The 22,146-nt window shown below is 54.7% G+C and carries 23 protein-coding genes and 1 pseudogene; 2 read left to right on the forward strand and 22 right to left on the reverse strand.

Annotated elements, in window-relative coordinates; genetic code table 11:
- Positions 1-2: 2 nt before the first annotated feature.
- The 8 genes from VSQ30_RS19505 to VSQ30_RS19540 all read right to left on the reverse strand — a co-directional run bounded on the left by VSQ30_RS19505 (position 3) and on the right by VSQ30_RS19540 (position 9,302).
- Complete coding sequence (locus VSQ30_RS19505) at positions 3-365, reverse strand: DivIVA domain-containing protein (protein ID WP_160642781.1); 363 nt, start codon at positions 363-365, stop codon at positions 3-5.
- Entirely contained in the window at positions 352-990 is a 639-nt protein-coding gene (locus VSQ30_RS19510) for a ribonuclease M5 (protein ID WP_334466751.1), read from the reverse strand. Before VSQ30_RS19510 ends, VSQ30_RS19505 begins: the two co-directional genes overlap by 14 nt.
- Positions 987-2,045 (reverse strand): DNA polymerase III subunit delta, encoded by a 1,059-nt coding sequence (gene holA, locus VSQ30_RS19515; RefSeq protein WP_334466754.1) that lies wholly within the window; start codon positions 2,043-2,045, stop codon positions 987-989. Before holA ends, VSQ30_RS19510 begins: the two co-directional genes overlap by 4 nt.
- Before the next feature lies 1 nt (position 2,046).
- Complete coding sequence (locus VSQ30_RS19520) at positions 2,047-4,224, reverse strand: ComEC/Rec2 family competence protein (RefSeq protein WP_334466756.1); 2,178 nt, start codon at positions 4,222-4,224, stop codon at positions 2,047-2,049.
- A 3-nt stretch (positions 4,225-4,227) separates the two neighbouring features.
- Positions 4,228-4,767, reverse strand: coding sequence for a phosphoribosyltransferase family protein (locus tag VSQ30_RS19525; protein WP_160642777.1), 540 nt, complete (start codon positions 4,765-4,767; stop codon positions 4,228-4,230).
- A gap of 316 nt (positions 4,768-5,083) precedes the next feature.
- A complete protein-coding gene (locus VSQ30_RS19530) occupies positions 5,084-7,384 on the reverse strand; it encodes an ATP-dependent Clp protease ATP-binding subunit (RefSeq protein WP_334467017.1) in 2,301 nt (766 codons plus the stop codon).
- Positions 7,385-7,673: 289 nt separating this feature from the next.
- Positions 7,674-8,498 (reverse strand): sugar phosphate isomerase/epimerase family protein, encoded by an 825-nt coding sequence (locus VSQ30_RS19535; RefSeq protein WP_334466758.1) that lies wholly within the window; start codon positions 8,496-8,498, stop codon positions 7,674-7,676.
- A 36-nt stretch (positions 8,499-8,534) separates the two neighbouring features.
- Entirely contained in the window at positions 8,535-9,302 is a 768-nt protein-coding gene (locus VSQ30_RS19540) for a nucleoside phosphorylase (RefSeq protein ID WP_334466761.1), read from the reverse strand.
- A 234-nt stretch (positions 9,303-9,536) separates the two neighbouring features.
- Between VSQ30_RS19540 and VSQ30_RS19545 the strand changes: the two genes are divergently transcribed.
- Complete coding sequence (locus tag VSQ30_RS19545; RefSeq protein WP_334467019.1) at positions 9,537-9,956, forward strand: cytidylate kinase-like family protein; 420 nt, start codon at positions 9,537-9,539, stop codon at positions 9,954-9,956.
- Here the strand turns inward: VSQ30_RS19545 and feoB are convergent.
- The 10 genes from feoB to VSQ30_RS19595 form a co-directional block, all read right to left on the reverse strand.
- Positions 9,871-12,258, reverse strand: a complete 2,388-nt coding sequence (gene feoB, locus VSQ30_RS19550) for a ferrous iron transporter B (protein ID WP_334466764.1) — start codon at positions 12,256-12,258, stop codon at positions 9,871-9,873. The two genes, VSQ30_RS19545 and feoB, sit on opposite strands and share 86 nt — an antisense overlap.
- Before the next feature lie 74 nt (positions 12,259-12,332).
- Positions 12,333-12,554 (reverse strand): FeoA family protein, encoded by a 222-nt coding sequence (locus tag VSQ30_RS19555; protein ID WP_160644551.1) that lies wholly within the window; start codon positions 12,552-12,554, stop codon positions 12,333-12,335.
- A gap of 32 nt (positions 12,555-12,586) precedes the next feature.
- A complete protein-coding gene (locus VSQ30_RS19560) occupies positions 12,587-12,799 on the reverse strand; it encodes a FeoA family protein (RefSeq protein WP_334466766.1) in 213 nt (70 codons plus the stop codon).
- 615 nt (positions 12,800-13,414) lie between these two features.
- A complete protein-coding gene (locus VSQ30_RS19565; protein WP_334466769.1) occupies positions 13,415-13,696 on the reverse strand; it encodes a DUF3847 domain-containing protein in 282 nt (93 codons plus the stop codon).
- Between the two features lie 87 nt (positions 13,697-13,783).
- The gene (locus tag VSQ30_RS19570) at positions 13,784-14,209 is read right to left on the reverse strand and encodes an RNA polymerase sigma factor (RefSeq protein ID WP_502876327.1); all 426 of its coding nucleotides are present in this window, start codon (positions 14,207-14,209) and stop codon (positions 13,784-13,786) included.
- A 363-nt stretch (positions 14,210-14,572) separates the two neighbouring features.
- Complete coding sequence (locus VSQ30_RS19575; protein ID WP_334466772.1) at positions 14,573-14,836, reverse strand: hypothetical protein; 264 nt, start codon at positions 14,834-14,836, stop codon at positions 14,573-14,575.
- Positions 14,836-15,471 carry an ABC transporter ATP-binding protein gene (locus VSQ30_RS19580; protein WP_334466775.1) on the reverse strand — a complete coding sequence of 212 codons (636 nt, stop codon included), beginning with the start codon at positions 15,469-15,471 and terminating at the stop codon, positions 14,836-14,838. Before VSQ30_RS19580 ends, VSQ30_RS19575 begins: the two co-directional genes overlap by 1 nt.
- Positions 15,472-15,484: 13 nt before the next feature.
- Positions 15,485-16,921 (reverse strand): ABC transporter permease, encoded by a 1,437-nt coding sequence (locus tag VSQ30_RS19585; RefSeq protein ID WP_334466778.1) that lies wholly within the window; start codon positions 16,919-16,921, stop codon positions 15,485-15,487.
- Between the two features lie 135 nt (positions 16,922-17,056).
- The gene (locus tag VSQ30_RS19590) at positions 17,057-18,154 is read right to left on the reverse strand and encodes a sensor histidine kinase (RefSeq protein WP_334466780.1); all 1,098 of its coding nucleotides are present in this window, start codon (positions 18,152-18,154) and stop codon (positions 17,057-17,059) included.
- Positions 18,151-18,816, reverse strand: coding sequence for a response regulator transcription factor (locus tag VSQ30_RS19595; protein ID WP_334466783.1), 666 nt, complete (start codon positions 18,814-18,816; stop codon positions 18,151-18,153). Before VSQ30_RS19595 ends, VSQ30_RS19590 begins: the two co-directional genes overlap by 4 nt.
- Positions 18,817-18,991: 175 nt before the next feature.
- Here VSQ30_RS19595 and VSQ30_RS19600 point away from each other — a divergent pair, with 175 nt between their 5' ends.
- Positions 18,992-19,351 (forward strand): helix-turn-helix transcriptional regulator, encoded by a 360-nt coding sequence (locus tag VSQ30_RS19600; RefSeq protein WP_334466785.1) that lies wholly within the window; start codon positions 18,992-18,994, stop codon positions 19,349-19,351.
- Positions 19,352-19,394: 43 nt separating this feature from the next.
- Here the strand turns inward: VSQ30_RS19600 and VSQ30_RS19605 are convergent, their stop codons facing one another.
- From VSQ30_RS19605 to VSQ30_RS19620, 4 genes and pseudogenes are all read right to left on the reverse strand, one after another.
- On the reverse strand, positions 19,395-19,688 hold the full coding sequence (locus tag VSQ30_RS19605) for a hypothetical protein (RefSeq protein WP_120390060.1): 294 nt from the start codon (positions 19,686-19,688) through the stop codon (positions 19,395-19,397).
- Positions 19,689-19,700: 12 nt separating this feature from the next.
- Positions 19,701-20,060, reverse strand: a complete 360-nt coding sequence (locus VSQ30_RS19610; RefSeq protein ID WP_334466788.1) for a TnpV protein — start codon at positions 20,058-20,060, stop codon at positions 19,701-19,703.
- Positions 20,061-20,177: 117 nt separating this feature from the next.
- Positions 20,178-20,762, reverse strand: a pseudogene (locus VSQ30_RS19615) (VirD4-like conjugal transfer protein, CD1115 family); the annotation flags it as partial.
- Between the two features lie 220 nt (positions 20,763-20,982).
- Positions 20,983-22,119, reverse strand: a complete 1,137-nt coding sequence (locus VSQ30_RS19620; protein WP_334466791.1) for an AAA family ATPase — start codon at positions 22,117-22,119, stop codon at positions 20,983-20,985.
- Positions 22,120-22,146 lie beyond the last annotated feature (27 nt).

Genomic DNA, 22,146 nt, shown 5'->3' on the forward strand with positions numbered 1-22,146 from the left:
CCTTACAGCAGCCTGTCAGAGCCCATGGAGCGCGCCTGATCCAGCACCTGCCGGGCGTCCTGTTCTATTGCCCGCCTAAACTGCTCCCGGAACTGCTTTAAAGCCTTCACGTCCTCTAAAAGCCGGGCCTGCTCCCGCTCCAGCTCGTAATCGTGGCGGTGCTCTAGCTGGCTTTTTTCCGCCCGCACCGTGCGGATTTCGCTTTTTAACCCCCGCACCTCCTGGCGCAGCCGGGCCACCTCGGCCTGGGCCTGCTCCACGCTTTCCGCCAGCTCCTCCAAAAATTCGTCCACCTGGTCGGCATTGTACCAGCGGCCTTTTGTCTCAAACTTTACGTCGTCCAGCACCTGTCTAGTCAGCTCCATCTTCCGCTTCCTCCTTCTCCCCTGCGGCCAGCGTCTTCCGGGCCAGCCGGGTAAATTCCTCCCGCCCGTACAGGGCGTTTACTACCTGCAGCAGGCCGTTTGCCGAAAGCCGCTCCGGCAGGCCCAGCTTCTTTTGCAGTGCCCGGCGCCTTTCCCCGCTGTCCGGGGCGCCGCTTAGGGCTAAATCGTAAAAATCACCTTTGGTTACAGGCCCCTCCTTCCCAGAGGGGCTTTCCTGTTCCTCCCCGGCAATGTGCGCCCCTGCCCGCAGCAGGGCTTCCCGCAGCACCGGCAGGGGCAGGCCCTCCACCCCCAGCTTGCCCTCCCTGGAGGGCTTTGCCTTGCGGCGCTCCTTGCCGTACACGTCGGGGATATAGGCATGCTTTATCTGCTCCGGGGGGATGCAGGCGGAAAGCTTGGAGCGGATGAGGAACCCGGCCCCGTCGCTGTCTGTGAGCACGATAAGCCCCCGCTCCCGGGCCATCCTGCGCAAAAGGGCCAGCCGCTCTTTGTCCTGGAAAATGCCGAAGCCCCTTGTCTCTATAATAACTCCTTCCACCAGGGAAGAAAGGCGGCTTTTGTCATACCGGCCCTCCACCACGATGGCCTCCCGCACCCGCATCATCTGTCCGCCCCCTGGGTGCAGCACAGCAGCAGCCGGGCAATAAGCCCGTCTAACACCAGCCTGTCCTGGAGCCGGGAGCTTTTTAAGGAAAGATCTGCCTCCAGCAGCAGGGAAAGGCACTGGCAGAGGGTGGGGCCGCTGATGCGCCGCAGGTTTTTCTGTGCCCGGCGCAGGCGGAAGTCTTTGCCCTTATAGTCCCCGTAAGCGAGGGGTGCGTCTGCCTGCAGGCCGCTGTCCAAAGCGCCCTGCACCCGGTACATGTCCACATAGGCAGAGGCCATGGCCCCCAGAATCATGGTGGGCTTTTCCTTTTGGGCGAAAAGGTTTTCCAAAAGGCTGTATGCCCGCTGGTAATTCCCCTCTACCAATGCGTCCACCATAAGGAACACTGTGATTTCCGTGCTTTTGGGCACCAGGCGCTCTATGGCGGCGGGAGTTATCTCTGTTTCCCCCATGCCTAGGGTGTAGGCGCAGAGCTTTTCCATTTCCCCCAGCAGCCGGTTCATATCCTGGCCCCCATAGTCCAGCAGCAGCCTGAGGGATTTCGGGGGCAGGGTGCAGCCTGCCTTTTTGGCCTGCCTTGCAAGCTCCCCCCGCAGTTCTTCGGGGGATCGCCTGCCCAGCAGCAGCACGCTGCCATATTTTTCCGCTTTCTTTAAGAAGCTGTTCCAGCGCGGGGCCTGCCTGCCGCCAGGGGAGAGGGTGGGGAACCACAGCACCAGGGTGGTGGTGTCCGGCAGGGCTTCCATCAATTCATAAAGCTTGTCCAGTTCCCGCTGATCCCGCCCGAACAGATCGAAATCCCGCACAGCCACGCACTTGTGTTCTGCCATAAAGGGCAGAGCCACGCAGGCATCGCACAGGGCGTCTATATCGCAGCCGCTGTCCAGCTCGTTCCGGTTAAACTCGGGAAAGGCTTCCCCCGCCGCCTGGGTGATAAGCTTTTGGGCGGCCTTTCGCACCATGTGCTTTTCCTCTCCCGCCACCACGTATAGGGAGGAAAGGCCGCCCTCCTCCAACTGCCGCTTTGCTTCCGTTTCCGTTATCCGGGACACCTTAGCTTCCCTCCCTCACCGTCACTTCGCCCTGGGGGCTTACCGCCAGCCCCAGGCCATCCTCCCGCCTGGGCAGAAGGTATGTCCCTGGCGTTTCATCTATTATATCACCTGACAGCACAACAGTAAATCCCGAATTTTCCCTGGGGAGGCAGTGTATCCGCAGGCCGCCTGTTTGAAACTCCGCCTGAAAGGCCGCGCCGTTTACCGTAAAGCCCAGATAAGTGCCCAGGGGGCTGTACCGGATTTCTGTTCCCGGCAGGGCCTGATAGGCGCTGCCGGAAGGCAGGAACGTGACGGTTCCCGAAAGCTCCCGGCCTGCGTAAGCCCCCTCTGGCAGAAGGGTTTCCCCCACCGGGAAGGACTCCAGGATTTTCCTGGCGCTGCGCTTTTCCCGGCTGTCCGCTTTTGGCAGAAACAGGCTGGAAACCTCCCGGACGTTATTGCGCCGCAGGAGGCTTACGCAGTCCCCGGCCCTGCCGCCGGGACACAGCACAGCGGCTTTGCCGTCCTGTATGAAAGCGGCGCAGGCGGTTTCCTCTTCCCCCTGCACTGCCAGAACCGCAAAGCCTTGCCCGCTGTACAGGGAAAAGCCATAGGTTCCCAGGATGAAGGCCAGCAGAATCCCCGCCCCTGCCCGGCGGCAAAGGGGCGTAAGCTTTGGGAAGGACAGAAAGGCCAGCAGGCACAGCACGCCTAAAAGGGCCAGCATTTCCGCCTGTCCCAGATGGATATAGACACCCGGCTGGCTTCCCAAAGCTTTGGCTATGCTTCTTGCAAGCCGGCTGAGCCATCCCGCCCACAGGGCAAAGGGCTGCGCCAAAGGCCCCAATCCTGGCAGCAGGGAAAACAGGAGCGCAAACAGGGCGCAGTACAATAGCAGGGTGCAGGGGAGGGACAGGAGCAGGTTTGCCAGGGGAGACAAAAGGGCAAGGCTCCGGAACACGCAGATCTGCCAGGGGGCAGTGCCTGCCAGCGCGGCAAAGGTGACCCCCAGCACCCCGGCGGCAGGGGTGAAAACCGCTTTAAGCTGGGGGCGCTTCCCGAAGGGGCGCAGGAGGGCTTTGGTTATCCCCGGGGCCAGCACCAGGATGCCCAGGGTGGCGAAAACGGAAAGGGCCAGGCTTAGATCCCCGCCGGAAAAGGGATTTTGCAGGCAGATGACCACCAGGGCCAGCCCCAGGGAATTCAGGCCGTCGGCCCTGCGGCCCAGGCACCCGCCCAGCAGATAGGCGGCATACATCACATAGGCCCGCACAGCCGAAGGGGGAAAGCCAATCAGGCACAAGTATAAAAGCAAAACGCCTGCTGTGAGGAGGCTTTGGGGCAGGCGCTTTAAGCGGGTTTTCCGCAGCAATACCTGGATAAGCCCTGCCACCGCCCCCATGTGCAGGCCCGAAACCACCATCAGGTGGGAGCAGCCTGCCAGCCGGAAGCTTTCATTGGCGTCCTCCGGCAGGCCGTCCCGCCTGCCTAACAGCATGGCCTGCAAAAGGGCCGCGTCCTCCTGGGGCAGCAGCCGGGCAAATTCCCGGGAAAGCCCGCGCCGGAATACAGCCAGGGCCTTCCCAGGCGGGTTCCCTTCGCAGGGGATGCGCCTGGCCCCGCCTCCGGCAAGGTAGCCTCCTAACTGATAGCCGTCTGCTAAAAGGCTGTTCCGCTGGGAATAAAGCCCGCCCTCTGTAAAGGCGGAAAAGGATACGGGGCACTCCACCCGGTCGTATGGCGAACAATACAGGGGGCTGGCGGCGGAAAGCCGCAGGATAAAGGGCTTTACCGGCATTTTGTCTATCTGCTCCACCCGCAGGCGGTAATAATACCGGGAATAGCGCTTTTCCGGATAATCCAGCACCAGGGCTTGTATGTCCGCCTTTTTCTCCGCCCACTGCTTTGAGGGCAGCGTCTGGCTTTCATACCGGGACAAAAACAGGGACAGGCCCAAGGCCGCCAGCAGGAACGCGCACGCGAAAAAGGGCGCCCGTTCCCCGAGCGCCCCTGCGGGCAGCGAAAGCCTTCTAGCAGCCTGCCTCTTTGCCGCCCAAAAGCCCAGAAGCCCGGCGCAAAGCCCCAGCCCCAGGCAGATCCACAGCAGCACCCCGGCGGCCTTTGGCCCGCCCAGGGCCGCCAGCGCCAGCGCGCCATAAACGGAAAAGCCCCACAGGGCAAAGGGCCTGCCCATGGATTATTTGAAGAACAGGGGCAGAGGCTCCAGGAAGATGATGTCCTCCCTGTCCTTGGCGTCGCCCTCAGCCAGCACGCAGGCCTTGCCCACCACCTGCCCGCCAATGGTGTGGAGCAGCTCCTCCATGGCGGCAAGGGACTCCCCGGTGGAAATTACATCGTCCACAATGAGGATGCGCCTGCCCTTTAAATTCTCGCAGTCGGCCTTGGAGAGGTATAGCTTCTGCACGTGGTCGGTGGTGATGGACTTCACCTCCACGTGGATGGGATCCTCCATATAGGCCTTCACGCCCTTGCGGGCCACCACATAATTGCGGCAGCCAATGCGGGCCATCTCATAGGCCAGGGGGATGCCCTTGGACTCTGCCGTGACGATAACATCATGGGCCGGGCACTTTTTCAGCAGCTCCGCTGCCGTCCGCTCGGTGATTTCCACGTCGCTGAACATGACAAACCCCGCTATGTCCAGCTTCTCGTCGATAGGGCAGATAGGCAGCGACCGCTTGCAGCCTGCTATCTCCATGTCGTATGTTTTGCTCATTTCCCATACATCCTTTCTTTATTTGGACGGGCTGCCGCCCGTACCTGCTTTAAGGGGCTTTTTGAAAAAAGCCTCTTAAAAATCCGCAAAAACTTTCACTCTCTCCCTGTCAGAAGCCCCTGGGAAGGAAGCGCCCAAAACCAATAATTTATAAAATTAGTTTTTGGATCAAAACATTCCCAAAGGGAATGTTTACCCTTCTTTTAAAAGGGGTTGTAGGGTTCTCAGGGGGTGAGCGTGTGCCAGTGGCACACATGTGCGGACCGATCGAGCCGGCAGGCGAGACTCAAAGCCCCTGAGCCGCCGGAGGACTCCCTCACAGGGTTTCCAGCGTAAGCTCTTCCCCGTTTGCCGACAGGGCGATGCCGGAAACAGCGCCCTCCCCCTTCTGCACCAGCAGGGAGGCCAGCTTATCCTCCACCATGCGCCGCAGGTTGTTGCGCAGATCCCTGGCGCCGCTGTGCCCATGGATGGATTTTTCCGCAAGCAGGGCGCAGGCCGCCTGGTCATAGGCCAGGGCGATGCCCTTTTCCTTGAGGGAGCCTTTATATTCGTCCAGCATTAAGGCCGCGATTTTCTTATAATCCTCCACGTCCAGGGGCCGGAACACCACCACCTCGTCGATACGGCTTAAAAACTCCGGGCGCAGGAAATCGGTGAGGGCTTTCATGGCCTTTTCCCGGCTTAGATCCGCTGTAGTTTTGGCAAAGCCCAAAGCCCCTTCCTTTTTGTCGCTGCCTGCGTTGGAGGTCATGACAATGACCGTGTTTTCAAAGTTTACGGTTCGCCCATGGGCGTCTGTAATGCGGCCTTCGTCCAGGATTTGCAGAAGGATGTTCAGCACGTCCGGGTGGGCCTTCTCAATTTCATCCAAAAGCAGCACAGAATAGGGCCTGCGCCGCACTTTCTCCGTAAGCTGCCCCGCCTCGTCATAGCCCACATAGCCCGGGGGCGAGCCGATGATTTTCGACACGGAGTGCTTTTCCATAAATTCCGACATATCCAGGCGGATGAGGGTTTCCGGGGCGTCGAAAAGCTCCTGGGACAGCACCCGCACCAGCTCTGTTTTGCCGGTGCCTGTGGGGCCGACAAAGATGAAGGAGGCCGGATGCCTGCGGGGGCTTATCTGCACCCGGCTGCGGCGCACAGCCGCTGCCACAGCGCCAATGGCTTCCTCCTGGCCCAAGATTTTTTTCGAGAGCACTTCCTCCAGGTTTGCAAGCTTGGAAAGTTCGTTTTCCTCCACCCGGGCGGCGGGGATACCCGTCCAAAGCTCTATCACATAGGCCAAGTCCTGCTCCTCCACCGCGGAGAAAACACCTTCCTGCCGCAGCTTATCCAGGCCCTCTTCCAGGGTGGCAATGCGGTAATGGGTTTTGGCCAGCTCTTCGTAATCTATCTGCATGCCTGTGGGGGCGGTCAAGTCCTGCTCCCGGACACGCTCTTTTTGCAGGGCGCGCTCCTTGCTTTCATATTCCTCCAGGCGCTTGTTGCGCAGGGCAGCGCAGGCGCAGGCCTCGTCTAAAAGGTCGATGGCCTTGTCAGGGAGATAGCGGTCGCTGATATACCGCTCGGAAAGCACCACCATCCGCCGGGCAATGGCATCGGAGACGGTGACCCGGTGGTAATCCTCATAATACTTTTTAATGCCCAGAAGCACCTCCGCCGCGTCCTCCAGGGAAGGCTCTGCCACAGTGACAGGCTGGAAGCGGCGCTCTAAGGCCGCGTCTTTTTCAATATATTTCCGGTACTCGGAAAAGGTGGTGGCCCCAATCATCTGGATTTCCCCCCGGGACAGGGCGGGCTTTAAGATGTTGGCGGCATTCATGCTGCCTTCCGCGTCCCCGGTGCCCACCAGGTTATGGACTTCATCTAAAAACAGGATGATGTTCCCGTCAGCCTTCACCTCGTCGATAAGCCCCTTAATGCGGCTTTCAAACTGGCCCCGGAACTGGGTGCCCGCAATGAGGGCGGTTAAATCTAAAAGCTGCACTTCCTTGTCCTGAAGCTTTGCGGGCACATTCCCCTGGGCAATGCGCAAAGCAAGGCCTTCTGCCACCGCCGTTTTGCCCACGCCAGGCTCGCCGATTAAGCAGGGGTTGTTTTTGGTGCGGCGGGAGAGGATCTGCACCACCCGCTGCACTTCCTTTTCCCTGCCGATAATATTGTCAAGCTCCCCTGCCCGGGCCTTGGCAGTGAGATCCGTACAGAAATTCTGGATGTGCTTGCGCTTTTTCTTGTGGACGTTCTCCCGATTCTCCCGGGTGCGCTGTGTGCGTCCCCCGTTTTCCCCGGGAGCGCCGCCCAGCATCATCTCCGCAGGCAGGGTCTGAGCGCCGCCAGGAGTGAACAGGCTGGTTTCCTCCCCCTGCTCCTCCCCGTCGCCTCCGGTCATGCCCAGCATCTGGGCCATCTGCTCGGTGGCCTCGGCAAATTCCTCCTCGCTCATGCCTGTCTGCTCCTTTAAGCTGGACATCATGTTGTTCATAAAGTCGTTGACAGGCTGTATGCCCAGTTCCTTGGCGCACACAAAGCAATATCCTTTTATCTCCTTGCTGTCCATCGCCTGGGAAACAAATACGGTGGCCGGACGCTTGTGGCATCGCGTACACATCATCATGGCGTTTGTTCCTTTCTGTTTTTTCTGCTTTGGCCTTACATGCGCCAAACCGGAAGCAGGCCGGCTGGTAAATCTCCTTGATTGCCGCGGCGCAGCGCCGCACCTTTCATTATACTAACGAAAAGGCCCCCACGCAAGTGCATTGTGGGGGTAAGTCCAAAAATTAACAAAACATTTTCAATTGGAAAGCTGTGAAAAGAGGGGACAAAACATAGTATGCCCCGCAAAAACGCAGATACGGGGCATAGGGGTGAAAACTTTTGGAAATGGGGCGCAGTTTGCTTTTTCACGCAAAAGGAAAATTTTCCCGCAGCCATGCGGCAGACTCCCGCAAAGCGGCCCGCATGCTTTTCGCGCCATAGTGCTCGATGGTGCAAACGCCCTCATAGCCGTCTGCCGCAAGCCGGGACAAAAGCCCGGCTATGGGGATTTCCCCCTTGCCCACCGGGGCGGGGTATAAAAGCCGCCCATCGGCGGCAGCGGCGGCGTGCTCCCCCCACTGGGGGGAATAGGCCCTGTCTTTCAGGTGGACGTGGGAAATCCGGTTTTTCAGCTTCTCATAGGCTGCCAGCTCGTCCTCCCCTGCAAAGCGGAAATTGCCTGTGTCAAAGCAGCAGGAAAGGGCAGGGCAGCGGCTTAAAAAGTATTCCAGGCCCTCCGCTGTGGAGAAGGGGGCCAGCAGGCTGTCGTAATCCTCCATCACCAGGGACACCCCGTATCCCGCCGCCTTTTCCCCCAGGCGGTTCAGGCACCGGGCCATGCTTTCCATTTGGCAGCTTTTTTCCTCCGGGGAATCCCCTTCCTGGAAGAACCCGGGGATGACAAGGATTTTCCCTGCCCCCAGATACCGGGCGGCCTCCAGGACAGGCTGGCTCTGCCTGTCCACGTTATCGTCCCTGCCAAAATCGAAATAAGCGGGGATGGAGGAGATTTCCAGGCCCACAAAGCTAAGCTCCCGGCCCACCTCGTCCTCCCGGCCCAGCAGGTTGTTCTGGGATACCTCCATATGGGTGATGCCCAGGCTTTTGATGTATTGGAGGGCTTCGGTCAGGCTGATTTTTTCCTCCCGGGCCATGTCCTTCATGTGGTCATAAAATGTGGCAAGCTGCATAATGAGCAGTCCTTTCTTTTGTCAGTTTTGCGGCTTTTATGTACGGGCCGCCAGGCGTTTGCCTGTCTCCACGGCGGCTCTGAAACAGATGTCCGTAAGGCCCGCGCCGCCCTGGGGTAAAATGCCCTCATCCCATTCCGGGCCGTCCAGGGTGTCGGTAACATAGAAAAACTGGGCAAAGTCCACGTTCCTAAACTGGGCCACAGCCGCCAGGCCCGCGCACTCCATCTCCACGCTGACGCAGCCCTGTTCCCGCCGCCGCTGGGCCTTCTTCTCTGTCTCCCGGAAGAAAGCGTCTGTCGTCCAGGTTTTGCCCTCTATGTAGGGATAATGGAGGCTGTCCAGTGCTTCCCGGCAGGCCTCTACACAGCGGGGCTGCAGCTCTATCTCGTCCGCCGGGGGCAGGTAGTGGTAAGAAAGTCCCTCGTCCCGGACAGCGGCGGTAGGGACGATCAAATGCCCGTGGGCGATATCCCGGCGCAAGGTTCCCGCCGCCCCGCAGAACACAAAATGCCTGCCGCCCCAGGGCACTAAATCTTCTATAAAGCCTGCGGCGGCGGGCGCACCCACAAGGGGCATGAACAGGCACACCTCCGCGTCAAACGCCCGCACTCGGTAAAGGGGCGCCCAGCCTGTGCAGAATTTAGAATAGCCCATCACTTCGCCGCTATACTTTTCCAAAAGCTCGTCCACAATAGTTTTAGAGAATATGCCCACGCATATGGCAGGAAAGTCCGGGATTGGCTCCTGGTGGGAGGGGTTGATGATGGCCACCGGGTTGGGATCGAATTCGTTGCACAACATTGCCGCATGCCTCCCTTTGCAATATAAAATTGTCTTATTATAGCAGAAAGGGTGTTTTCTGTCAAGTGAAGCGTTTTAGGGGCTTTGCCCCTGAAAAACCCCGCCACCTTTTCAAAGGTGGCGGGGTTCCCCGCTTTTTAAAATACTTGTTTTGGACACTCCCTACACTCCCGAATATTCCGCTATCTTTGCCTCTGTTTTATCGCACTATTTCATTTTCGCAAGAGGTATATTATTGGACGTTGTGCGGATCATATTCTCCATGAGCGTCTTGACTGCCTCCATGTATTTATCTGCGCTGACTCCACCAGCCGGGATCAGCGGATACTTGATCGGCACGGGGATAATGGCAAGCCCGTTCAGAAGCGAATCGAAGAGAAGGATACGCGCAGGAAGATTTACTATTCCCATTACACAGACCAGGTATGGGGCGCTCCGCAAAACTATCATCTCGGCTTGAACAGCTCTGCCGTGGGGAAGAAAACTGCGTTACGGGTGAAAAGGAGGAGAACAGCTTTCGGCTCTCGCTCATTTCCAAATCAGGGATGCTCTTCAGATAGATTTCCGCTTATTTTGAGGCCGCAGCCACAGAACTCAGGCTTTGCGACTTCCCTTCGCCCTGATATCCCTTGCGCACCAACAGATAGATTATAGCGGCCAGGGCAGCCAAGGCAACCACCGTCCACAGGCCAAAGCCCACCGTTCCGGTAAGCAGCCCGCCGATCTGGTAGACAATCAGGGAGATTACATAGGCAAAGCCGCACATATAGCCAATAGCGGCGCAGGTCCATTTCGCGTTGTTCATTTCCCGCTTGATAGCGCCCATAGCCGCGAAGCAGGGGGCGCACAGCAGGTTGAACACCATAAAGGAGTATGCGGATGCGGCGGTGAAAGCCATGGCGATATTGGCAACCAGATCCCCGGGGTAGAACACCTGCATGGTGCTGACCACTTCCTCTTTGGCAACCAAACCTGTGATGGTGGCCACAGAAGCCTGCCATGTGCCAAAGCCCAAAGGGGCAAAAATCACAGCGATTACACTGCCCACTGCGGCCAGCAGAGAGGCGTCGCTGTCCTCTACCCAGCCGAAGCCGCTGTCCGTAAAGCCAAAGCTGCTGAGGAACCAAAGGATGATGGTGGATAAGAGGATGATGGTGCCAGCCCGCTTGATGAAGGACCAGCCCCGCTCCCACGTGGAGCGAAGGACGTTGCTGGCGGAAGGGGCATGATAAGCGGGCAGCTCCATGACAAAGGGAGCGGGCTCCCCGGCAAAGGCTTTGAATTTTTTCAGCATAATGCCGGAAACCACCACAGCGGCTATGCCGATAAAGTAAGCAGAGGTGGCGACCAGGGCAGAGCCTCCAAACAGCGCCCCGGCAAACAGGGCGATGATGGGCATCTTTGCCCCGCAGGGAATAAAGCCGGTGGTCATGATTGTCATTTTGCGGTCCCGGTCCTGCTCAATAGTACGGGAGGCCATAATGCCAGGAACGCCGCAGCCAGTGGCTACCAGCATGGGTATGAAGCTTTTGCCGCTCAGCCCAAAACGACGGAAAACGCGGTCCATGATGAAGGCGATCCGGGCCATATAGCCCACATCCTCCAGGATGGCAAGCAGCAGGAACAGCACCAGCATCTGGGGCACAAAACCCAGGACAGCGCCTACACCGCCCACGATGCCATCCAGAATCAGGGAGGCCAGCACCCCGCTGACCCCCATGGCGTTCAGCAGGTTTTCTGCCAGGACGGGCAGGCCGGGGACATATGTCCCATAACTGGCGGGGTCCGGCTCCTCCACCGTAAGGGCCTCGGCATAGCTTTCTTCTGTCACTTCCAGGGTACTGACTTCACCGGCATCGGCGTCATAGAGGTATGCCACAGGCTCCCCGCCCTCGTATGCCTCTATAATGGCGGAAGCCTCTTCAAACGCACCAGACGCCTCGTCATAGCCATCTGCGTCCGAGCCGGAAAAGGGTAGGAACCAGCCGTCCCCAAACAGGCCGTCGTTGGCCCAATCCGTGGCGGCTGTGCCGATGGAGACACCCCAGCCGCCCATGGCAAGGGCATACACCAGGAACATGACAGCCACAAAGATGGGCAGGGCCAGGATGCGGTTGGTAACAACCTGGTCAATTTTGTCCGAAACGGATAAGCTGTGCTTTGCGGCCTTTTTTCGCACCGCTTTGGAAACCACCGTGTTGATGTAAGAATACCGCTGGTTGGTGACGATGCTCTCCGCGTCGTCGTCCATCTCCTGCTCGCAGTCCGCGATATGTTCTTCCAGGTGTGCTTTCAAGTCGGAGGGGAGGTTCAATTCCTCCATAACCTTCTCGTCCCGTTCAAAAATCTTGATGGCGTACCAGCGCAGGTAGCCGCCGGCCACCTTGCCCTGAATAGACTCCTCAATATGGGCCAGGGCGTGTTCTACGCTGCCGGTGAACACATGGGGCAGCTCCCCGGCCTGCTTCTTCTGCGCCAGATCCACAGCCTTTTCAGCAGCGGCCATGCCGCCCTCGCCTTTGAGCGCACTTATCTCCACCACTTCACAGCCCAGGGCACTCCCCAGCTTGGCGAGGTCAATGGCGTCGCCGTTCTTCCGCACCAGGTCTATCATGTTTACCGCCACCACCACGGGCAGGCCCAGTTCAATCAATTGAGTGGTGAGGTAAAGATTGCGCTCAATGTTGGTGCCGTCCACGATATTGAGGATAGCATCTGGCTTTTCCTTTACAAGATATGACCGGGCCACTACCTCCTCAAGGGTGTATGGGGACAGGGAGTAGATGCCAGGCAGGTCTTGGATTATTGTATCCTTATGGCCCTTCAGCCGGCCCTCCTTTTTCTCCACGGTCACACCGGGCCAGTTTCCCACATACTGGCTGGAACCGGTGAGGGCATTGAACAGAGTGGTCTTGCCGCAGTTTGGATTGCCAGCCAATGCAATTTTGATATCCATTTGATGATCTCCTTTCGTGTATTAGTCACATCTAACTCAAGGCGGAAATAATTGCGGCCTTCCGCCGCGCTGGCTTACTGGACTTCGACCATCTCCGCGTCGCCCTTGCGGACGGACAGCTCATAGCCTCGAACGTTCAACTCCATCGGGTCGCCCAGGGGAGCTACCTTTCGCACGAAAATCTCTACACCCTTGGTGATGCCCATGTCCATAATACGGCGTTTCACCGGGCCTTCTCCGTGGATCCGCGCCACAATCGCCGTTTCACCCACCTTAACATCCTTCAGTGTTTTCATATCGATCTTCCTCCTTTTCTATGAGTTAATTCTTAGACCATGATTCGGTTTGCCATCGTTTTATCCAGCGCAATCCGGCTGTCCTTTACCTGCACGATAATGTTCCCTCCTATCTCGCTGACTACCGTTACATCGCTGTCTACCACAAAGCCCAGCTCCGCCAAATGCTGGCGCACTTCATCCCTTCCGGAGATTTTGCGGATAGTAATAGTCTCTCCGATTTTTGCCATTGTAAGCGGCATCATTTCTTCACCTCCTCAATAAGATGGTTAGCAACTGCTAACTCAAACGAACATAGTTTAACACGACTAACCGCTCTTGTCAAGCCCGCGTGAAGAAAAAACTGCCTTTTGGTTAGAAGAGACTAATTTGCTGCCCAGTACAGACCTGGAGAATTGCCGGATAGAACAAAAAATTACTGGCTAACAAAGCCTTCGGTTGGACAGACAATTGCCAGAGGGGTATGATGGCGCAATTCAAGGAGAAAGGGGGCATAGGTAAAAACGGACGGAATGGTTTGTAGATCTACACTCCCAGTTTTCTTCATCTGATTGCTCAAACGGATACGCTGTGCTTGTACTCACCTGGAAACACTTTGCCACTGTCTATGCATTGCGGGCCTGTTCATATGCTTCTGCCAGTAGTTTTCGCGTCTCATTATGCAGCAATGCTAGCCGCTTCTCTGTCAGAGGGAGAGGGGTTATCATTGCCATAACCTTCCAAAGCGGATGTTCCGTTTTTGCTGGCGCACTTGGGGTTTGGGGAAGGTACTTCCCCATCGCGTCCGAAGGACGCAACAAGCCCCCGGCAGGGCGCACGGCACCGGACACGGTGTATAAGTGCGCCGTTAAGAACGGACTTTAGTTTGTGGAGGCGATTTTCTGCGCCTTTTCCGCTGTTTCCGCTGCTCCCGGCAGGCGGGAAAGCTCAATCAGGAACGCCTTGAGCGATTCGCCATCCATGCTGGCGGTGAAGGGGAACACGCCCTCCATAATCGCACCGTGTACGATCAGGCGGTGGTTCCGGGCGTGGCGCTCTGCGTCCCTCTGCTTGTTCAGCAAAATCTTCACCTGGTTCTCGTATTGGGCGGCTTCCTTTTTTGCTTCGTCACGCTGTTTTAACAGGGATTCTTTTTTATCCATGATGTGATAGACCTCCTTTCTGCCAGGGAACAAGTTGGCGCTTGTCCCCTGGCGGTGATGGAGCAAATGCCCCTCACTGGGTAAGCCTCAAAACAGCCCGTTGTCAGGGTGGTTTGAGAAAAATTTTAGAAACTTTCTGCGGACGGCCTGGATGCTCTCATAAACGGATTCCCTGGAGCAGCCCTGCATCATTCCAATCTCCGTATAACCGAAACCATACAGCGCATAGAGCAAAAACCGCTCCCGCTGAATTGTCGTGCAGGTGTCCAGAATGGACAGCAGCAGAGCCAGGGTTTCCCTCTGGCATACGATGTCCTCCGGGGTGGGCTGATAGGGCAGCAGGCCCTCGGTGGCAGCTGTGTACTCGTCAAATTCCCGATCATCCCAATGCCGCCGCTTTTCGTGATAGAGGTTCTCGGCTTTCCGTCTGCCCTGGTCATAGCACTCGGCTACTTCGTCATTGACTTCAACAGACACCATACGCCCGTTGATTTTGATGGTGATCTCCATCATGCTTTCCTCCTGTTCAGATTGGATTTTGCGAAATCTGAACAGGAGGGCGGGGAGCGACACAGGGGCCGTTTTCCATTCGCTCTGAAAATGAGAAAATCCGCATGGCAAAAGGCCACACGGATTAAAATGCAATATTCAGCTACATAAGAAATTGTTGTACCTTCAAGGCTGGATTTTGCCGTCAAAGGGGAAAGAATTTTTTTGACGCTTTATCCAACTTTGTTAATGTCCTTGGCACAGCGGCTACCTCCTAGAGCCGCCAATTTTGAATAGACAACAGGCGGCGGCACTTGCCAAAGTACCGCCGCCATGTGGAACCTATATAAAGCCAATATGGAACCTGTGTGAAACGGGAAATTTTTCTTACTCCCTCGGCGTGACTACAATACCGTCCGCATTATCCGGGTCGCGGAAGCTGTAAGTAAAGCCGTCAGGTAAGGTTACATTGTCGGAATTGTCCTCGGTGTCCAGCCCCGGTTTGGTGTCGATCTCAATGTCTGTATCATCAATTTCCACAGAGTTCCCCAAATTTGTGTCCTGATCGTCGTTGCCTTTCTGATTGGTACAGCCAGTAAACAACGAGAAACAGACCAGAACACAGGCCAAAATCATCATAATTTTTTTCATTACATTTCCCTCTCTTTCAAATGTCCCCGTTTGATTTCCAGCACCACATCCGCCTGCTTTGCCACCTCGCCAGAGTGCGTCACGACCACCACGCACTTCCCGAACGCATGGGCGCTCTCTTTCAAAACCACCGTGATTTCCTCGGCGGTTTCGACATCCAGGTTCCCGGTCGGCTCATCTGCTAGAATGACCGGGGCATCGGAGGCCAGCGCCCGCGCAATCGCCACCCGCTGCTGTTGTCCGCCGGACAGTTTCAGTACATTCCGGGTGATCTCGTCCCGCTCCAGCCCCAGTCGTTCCAGAATGGGGGCGGCGTCCAGCTTGGCAGTAAGCCGCACATTTTCAACGGGGGTCATGTAGTCAATCAGATTATAGCTTTGGAATATCAGCGAGATATGGTTCCTGCGGTGGTGTTCCAGTCCTTTTGCCGTAATGTCCTCGCTGTCAAACAGGACGCTGCCCTGTGTCGGCACATCCAGCCCACCCAGCAGGGACAGTAACGTGGTCTTGCCCGACCCGGACGGGCCGAGGATGGCGTACATTTTCCCGGTTTCCAGTGACCCGCTGACGTTCTGCAAAACCGCCTTGCCCTTTTCGTAGGCGTAAGAAACATTTTTCAATTCCAGTGTAGGCATGATAGTCCCTCCTTCAGCTCATTTTCGACAAGATTTCACGGGGGTTCAGCCGCATGACCGTGATAGACGATGCGCTGACAGCCACAATGACAATGGCAAGGCCGATCAGGTAGAGTTGTGCAAGGTTGTCCAGCCCAACGGACACTTGGATGCCGCTCTCTGTAGGCAGGGGCTTTTGAAGCAGATTATCCGCGCCCACATCAACCGCAGCGGCGGCAGTTACAACATCGTTATCGTCCTCCGGCTCGGTCTGCATACTCTGCTCCAACAGGTGGTTGCCAATCTGTCCCGCTATGGCGTTGCTGGTGAAATAGGACAGGCCAAAGGCGAGAACGGCAATCAGCAGCACCTCAATCAGATACTGCCCGATGATGGCCGACTTTCTGATACCCACGGACAGGAACACGCCGATTTCGTGAATACGGGTCTTTGTCCAGAGGGTCAATATCAGGGCCAGAATGATGGCGCTGACAACGATAATCACCACCAGCAGGGTCACGACCAATTCATTCAGCGTAGCCAGAGGAGCAGCGGCATTTTCGTAGGTTTCATTGTCCACCTCCACGGTAAAGGCTTTCCAGTCGATACCCGGCAGCGCCTTGACTTCGGCTACCACCCGCGCCATGTCCTGCGGGTCGTCTATGGTGACGTGGAGTGCGGAAAAGCCGTAGTTGATTTCTCCGCCGTCAAATTCTTTTGAGGACTGCAAATCCACAAATACACGGTTCTGGATTTTGTCGTAGGTGGTGACAGTTTCACCAAACTGCTCCACCGCATGAGGGGTAAACAGTCCAATAATTTGTATCCTGATTTCCAGCCCGGTAAAGCCCTGATCTTCCACGCTGTAACTGTGGGCGGTGAGATAGTCCCCGATCTTCAACTCGTTTCTTTCCGCCAAGTCCTGGCTGATGATTGCCACATGGGTATCATCGGTGGAGATATGTCGCCCTTCCGCCAGCGTCAGTGTGCCGGTGGTGAATAGTTCATCGTCCTCCGTGCTGCAAACGCCCAGCGCCTTTGTGTAGCCCTGATACTTCGCATCGGTTGAGATCGTTCCGGGGAACAGGGAAAGCCCGTCAAACGGGAGAAGATTGTCCTGCCTTGCGCCGCAGTACTTCACGCCGGAAACGCCTTTGATGGCCGCGATATTTTCCGGGGTAAATTGTACGGTAGAATACATGAGAAAACTGCTTGATGTCTTGCCAGTTTCCTCGTCCACTTCATCTTTGACGGGTTCTTTCACTACATAGGGGCTGTTGCTCCAATCCACAAAAACGTCAAATTTTCCGCCCAAGCTCTGCCGCAGGTCAAGCTGCGCGGCCTCCGATGCTTTCCAGATGGAAAGGCCCGTGAGGACAAAGGTTGCCATAATCAGCAGGATGGCGAACAGGAGAAGTGTTTTCCCCCGTTTTCGCGTGACGTATAAAAACGCCCTTTTGAAAATGCTCATGGTCGATACCTCCATATTGTTGTGCTGTTCTTCTGAACGCACCCGTAGAATAGCACCCCAATGTGGAATGGGTATGAAACGTATATGGAATTATGGTAGAAATGAAAAACTCCCCAGTCGGGGAGTTTTTCGCATTTATAAATGAATTGTGAAACACATCCCAGTCGGGGACTTCATTGGCTTAAAAGAATAGGGAATGTCCATAGAGGTCAAAAGTGTATCCACGATATAGAGGCCCAGACCGTTGCCCCCACTTTCACGGCTCCGTGAGAAGTCTGGACGATAGAACGGTTCAAACAGGCGGCGGATTTCATCGTCAAGGATAGGCTTGCACTCGTTTTCGACCACAAGGCTGCGCCCCTCCATATAGACGGAAACATTTTTCCCGGCCTCTGTATAAGCGACAGCATTTGCGAGGATATTAGACACCGCTTTACTGAACGGGCCAACAGGCAGCACAGCGGAAAACTGCTCCGGCAAGTCAAGAGAGAATGTAATTTGATGTGCCGCCGCAATCAGTTGGTAGGGTTCGCACAGTTCCGCCAGCAGTTCAGACACATCAATCTGCTTTGGCGGTTCAGTGGCCAAATTCAGTTTGGAGGTTTCCAAAATCTCATGTATCATCCCAGAAAGCTGCTCGACCATTTCTTTGCACTCCGGGAGATAGGTAGCATAGTCCTGATATTTTCCCACGCCTAAAATCATGTTTTCCAGTGTGGCGTTCAATGCGGTCACAGGTGTTTTCAGTTCATGGGACGCCGCCCGCAGGAAGTCCACCTTGGCCCGCTCCATATCACGCACAGCGTCTTTTTCCCGTTCTAAATGTTCAATGGTAGACAGCAGATTAGAGTACAGATCATTGACGTTCTGCGCCAGTGTACCAATTTCATCCTTGGTATGAATAAAGCAGTTTGCTCCGTGGTCTAATTTCATCATCTGCTCGGTTGACGCAGAAATCTTCTTGATAGGGTCGGCAATCGCTTTGGAAAACAGGAGGGAACAGACAACGGAAATCAGCAGGGAACAGATTAACGAGATAGGCAGGGCTTTTTCTACTGCCTCGGTCACAAACTGCTCCTGCCGGATGCTGACAACAACATCATCTTGGGTACTCAATGCAAGCTGCATCTGTGGGGCAAGCAGATAGATTAGCCCATGCGTGACAACAACGACAAATAACATGATGCTCATGGTATAGAGAAATATCTTCGGAAACAATTTTAAGCGTTTCATGGCTGCACCTCATATTTATAGCCGATACCCTTGACTGTTACGATGCAGTCAAGCCGCAGTTTTTTCCGCAGATTTTTGATGTAGGTGTCCACAGTTCGGTCGATGATCGGATAGTCAGCACCCCACAGCTCGTCCAAAATCTGCGAACGGGTCAGCACCAGCCCCCTATGCTCCACCAGCAGCCGGAGCAAATCAATTTCCTTGGGCATGATGTCGATTTTCCCGGCGCTGTCGCTGGCGGTGTAGCCGGAGAAATCCACGGTCACGTCGCCAAAGGTTATCGTTTGGGGTAACGGGGCCTGCCCGCTTCGACGCAAAAGGGCGGTAATCCGCCTCCCCAGCAATACCATAGAAAAGGGCTTTGTCATGTAGTCATCGGCCTGCTCGTCAAAACTTCTGACTTGGGTATATTCGTCCTCAATAGCTGTGAGCATCAGAATAGGTGTTGCGTTTGTTTGCCGTATCTCATGCAGAACAGATAGGCCGCTGACGTGGGGCAGCATAATGTCCAGCACTACAAGGTCAATATGATTCTGCCGGAAAAGCTGAAGGGCCTCGCTGCCATCATAGGCCGGAATGAGCGAGTGGCCCGTGGGCTTGAGATATTCGCAGATCGCGTTGTTCGTCTTGTGATCGTCCTCAACAATCAATAGTGTTGCCATTGGCGCACCTCCTTTGGGGCAGTATAACATGGGAATGTGGAATGTGTGTGAAATAACTTGCCGTTTTTCAATTCTTCAGCAACAGCGATATAGAATGAAATAGTACCAGACATAGAATTTCATTTTGTTTTCATATCCGCCCATACAATGTAGAATGACATAGGGTGATATGACAATGTACGACAAACAAATCCGATTCAACTTTCGTCCTCTTGGTCGGGAAATCAAACGAAAACGGGAAAGTGTGGGGTGGACGCAGGAATACCTTGCCCAACGTATAGACCGCACTTCGCATACCGTGATGTATATGGAAACGCGGGGCCAGCATCCCAGCCTGAACGTCTTTTATCAGGTTGTCACTCTGCTGGATATTTCAGTAGATCGGTTCTTCTTCCCCAATCGGTACAGCAAAAAAAGCGAACGCCGGCAGCGGATAGATATGCTTCTCGATTCGCTGGATGAAAGGGAATTATCAGTCATAGAAGCAACTGCGGAAGGACTGAAAAAATCAAGAGAAATTGAATCTGGAAAATAGCAGCACAGGCACCCGCTGAGGGATAGCCTGTGCTGCTGTTGCGTTAGCCGAGTTTTGCAATATACTCTTGGCGCTGGGCGCTGACCTGGGCCATATCCTCATAGGTAAGATCTCTGCGGCCTAACGTGGCCTTATATTCCAGATAGCCGGTCAAATCGTCCAGTAATGTTTCCGCCAGCTCTCCTGGCGTGGCACACAGCTTCACGCTGATCCACTCCTGGGAACATGAATCCCATTCCAGTATTGTGTGGCCATGGGAGGTTTGAACGGCCTCATATATTCCATTTTCGGCGAGGAACGATTCGAACACTGAAAAGACTTTCTCAAAAGTCAGCATCAGACCGCCCCCTCAAACATAGACCAACTCGGACAGAATGATTTCATCGGCTCGCGCCCGGCAGTTATTGACCAGTCCTACCCACGCCATCTGGTCACGGGCCTTCAATTCCTCGGTCACGCCAGCGGCTTTCATCAACTGCGGCAGGAGCGTGTCCATGCGCTGCTCCGCCATCCGCTCGATGCCTTTCAGATGGTCGGCCAGCTTACCACTGTTCACCAGCACCATCCACAGCTTGGGCTTATGCTCCCGAAGGTAGTCGCGCCGAAGATCACCGTACTTGCCATAGAATACATCCTGCTCCGGTTCTTCGTCAAGTATCAGATCAGGGATGTAGTAGTCGCCTACTCTCGTATAGGTTAATTCTGCCATAATGAACCTCCTTGTGTTCAAGTCCTACTGTCCTATTCTTTCCACGAAAAGTCCAGTTGATCGTGTCCCTGTTCGTGAATTTTATTGGGCAACCGAACTCGTCACAAGGTATTATGGCACATCTTTCCCCAATTTCTGATAGTTGAGAGAGTGGGAGGTTTCCCGTCCCCGGCTCTCCCCGGTGTTATAGGTGTCAATGGTTTCTTTTCCCAGGGCGGCGGCTAACTCCTTTAAGGTGGTGGGTTCTTTGCCGCCCAGAAAGATGGAAGTGTCCATATTTCCGATGATGGTGTCGGCGTTGTCCTTGTAGATGGCCTTTAACTGGGACTGCGCCTGCAATACCAGACAGGCGGAAATCTCCCGGCTTCGGATGGTGGCGACCAGCTTTTCCAGCTTTGGGATCTGCCCGATGTTGGCGCACTCGTCAATCAGGCAGCGCACATGGACCGGGAGCCTGCCGCCGTACACATCGTCCGCTTTCTCGCACAGGAGGTTAAACAGCTGGGTATAGCACATGGAAATCAGGAAGTTAAAGCTGTCATCGGTATCGCTCATAATGAGAAATAAGGCGGTTTTCCGGTCCCCCAGGGTGTCCAGTTCCAGCTCATCGTAGGCTGTGACCTCCCGCAGCTCGGCAATATCAAATACCGCCAGCCGCGCGCCGCAGGAAATCAGAATCGACTTCGCGGTTTTGCCTGTTGCTTGTTGTCAAGGACTTTTTCATCATATTTACGGATTGTTCATAAATTCTTGTCAAAAAAGTCCGGGAGCCTGTTACGGTTCCCGGACTGCTTATGCTATGCTTACTTATCGGCCATCATCTGTCCGATTTCCTTGTGGAGCATCAAATACAATGCATCGACATAAAGATGGGAGCATAAGCCACAGTTCTACCTGTTGCTTATGCTCCCGAACATTTGATTTACTCTGTTGTCAAATCATCGTCTTCTTCATCGCTACCATTTTGTGTGGTCGGCGGTATAGCGTCAACATCATTTTTTTCCGCGAGTTCATTGAATGTTTTAATAAAGTTTCCGACAAATGTCGCTACTTCATTGTGATGCTCACTACACCAGAAAGCAAACAAAATTGTTTGATCCCCCAATGCACTTTCAGATTGAGCGTACCAATGCTTAAAATCATCGGTGTCATAGCTATCTGCGTCAAGCGGCCAACTGTTGAAGCACACATCGTAGGTAAACCCTGGAACCCGTGAAAATGACTCTTGAAATCTTGAAAAAGCTCCGTGATCTTTGAGTAACCTGAATACCCCTTCCTCTATCACGAGCGGAAGAAAGATGAAGTTTCTCGCATCCTGAATTACCTGTGCTTTAGAACGATATTCTTGCTTTTGAGGAACATCACCATCTAGGACGATTATATTATTCTTAAACTCAGGAACACCTTTCTCTGCAAGCTGAACATAATTTGGCCACCCCAAGTTAATATCAACAAACGACATATACAGGTCCAGATTGATATTTAATGCAGCAGATAGAACATATTGCAAGAAAGAAATAGCCCGAGTGTCTTCACAATAAACATTGATTTTGCTATTCCCTGAAGGAATTGAAAGGTTTATATCGTTAAGAATCTGGCTCAACTCGGTACTGGTTGATATATTCTTAGGCGCAATCGTACGCATTCCCTCCCGATCATACTTCGGCTCCAAGTATACTATGGAACTATCATATGCAGAAATTGGAAGTTCTATACCTTTATCGAGTCGCTCTTTACGCTGGTATTTGTTTACACATTTTAGAATAATGGGGGAATGCGTTGTAAAGACAATTTGGATTTTATAATCTTTTGCTGCCTTCCATAGGTAGTCTACCAACTTAGTTTGCGAGAAGCCATACAGGGTAGCATCAAGCTCATCAATAAGTAGAATGCCCCCTTTATAATTGCGTCCATACTGCTCCTTCAATCTCTTGAAGGAAAGAACCGCTAATATAATCCTTGTAATGTTACCTTCACCGGCAGAATTTGTAAAAATGTCATGGGTATCATCACTGACGCCTGCAAAGGTTTTTGAAGAAGCCCCCTTTTCAAGTCCCACATCCGAATTGTCACCCATATGCTGAAT

Source organism: Acutalibacter sp. JLR.KK004 (genome assembly GCF_036941085.1).
GTDB lineage: Bacteria > Bacillota > Clostridia > Oscillospirales > Acutalibacteraceae > Acutalibacter.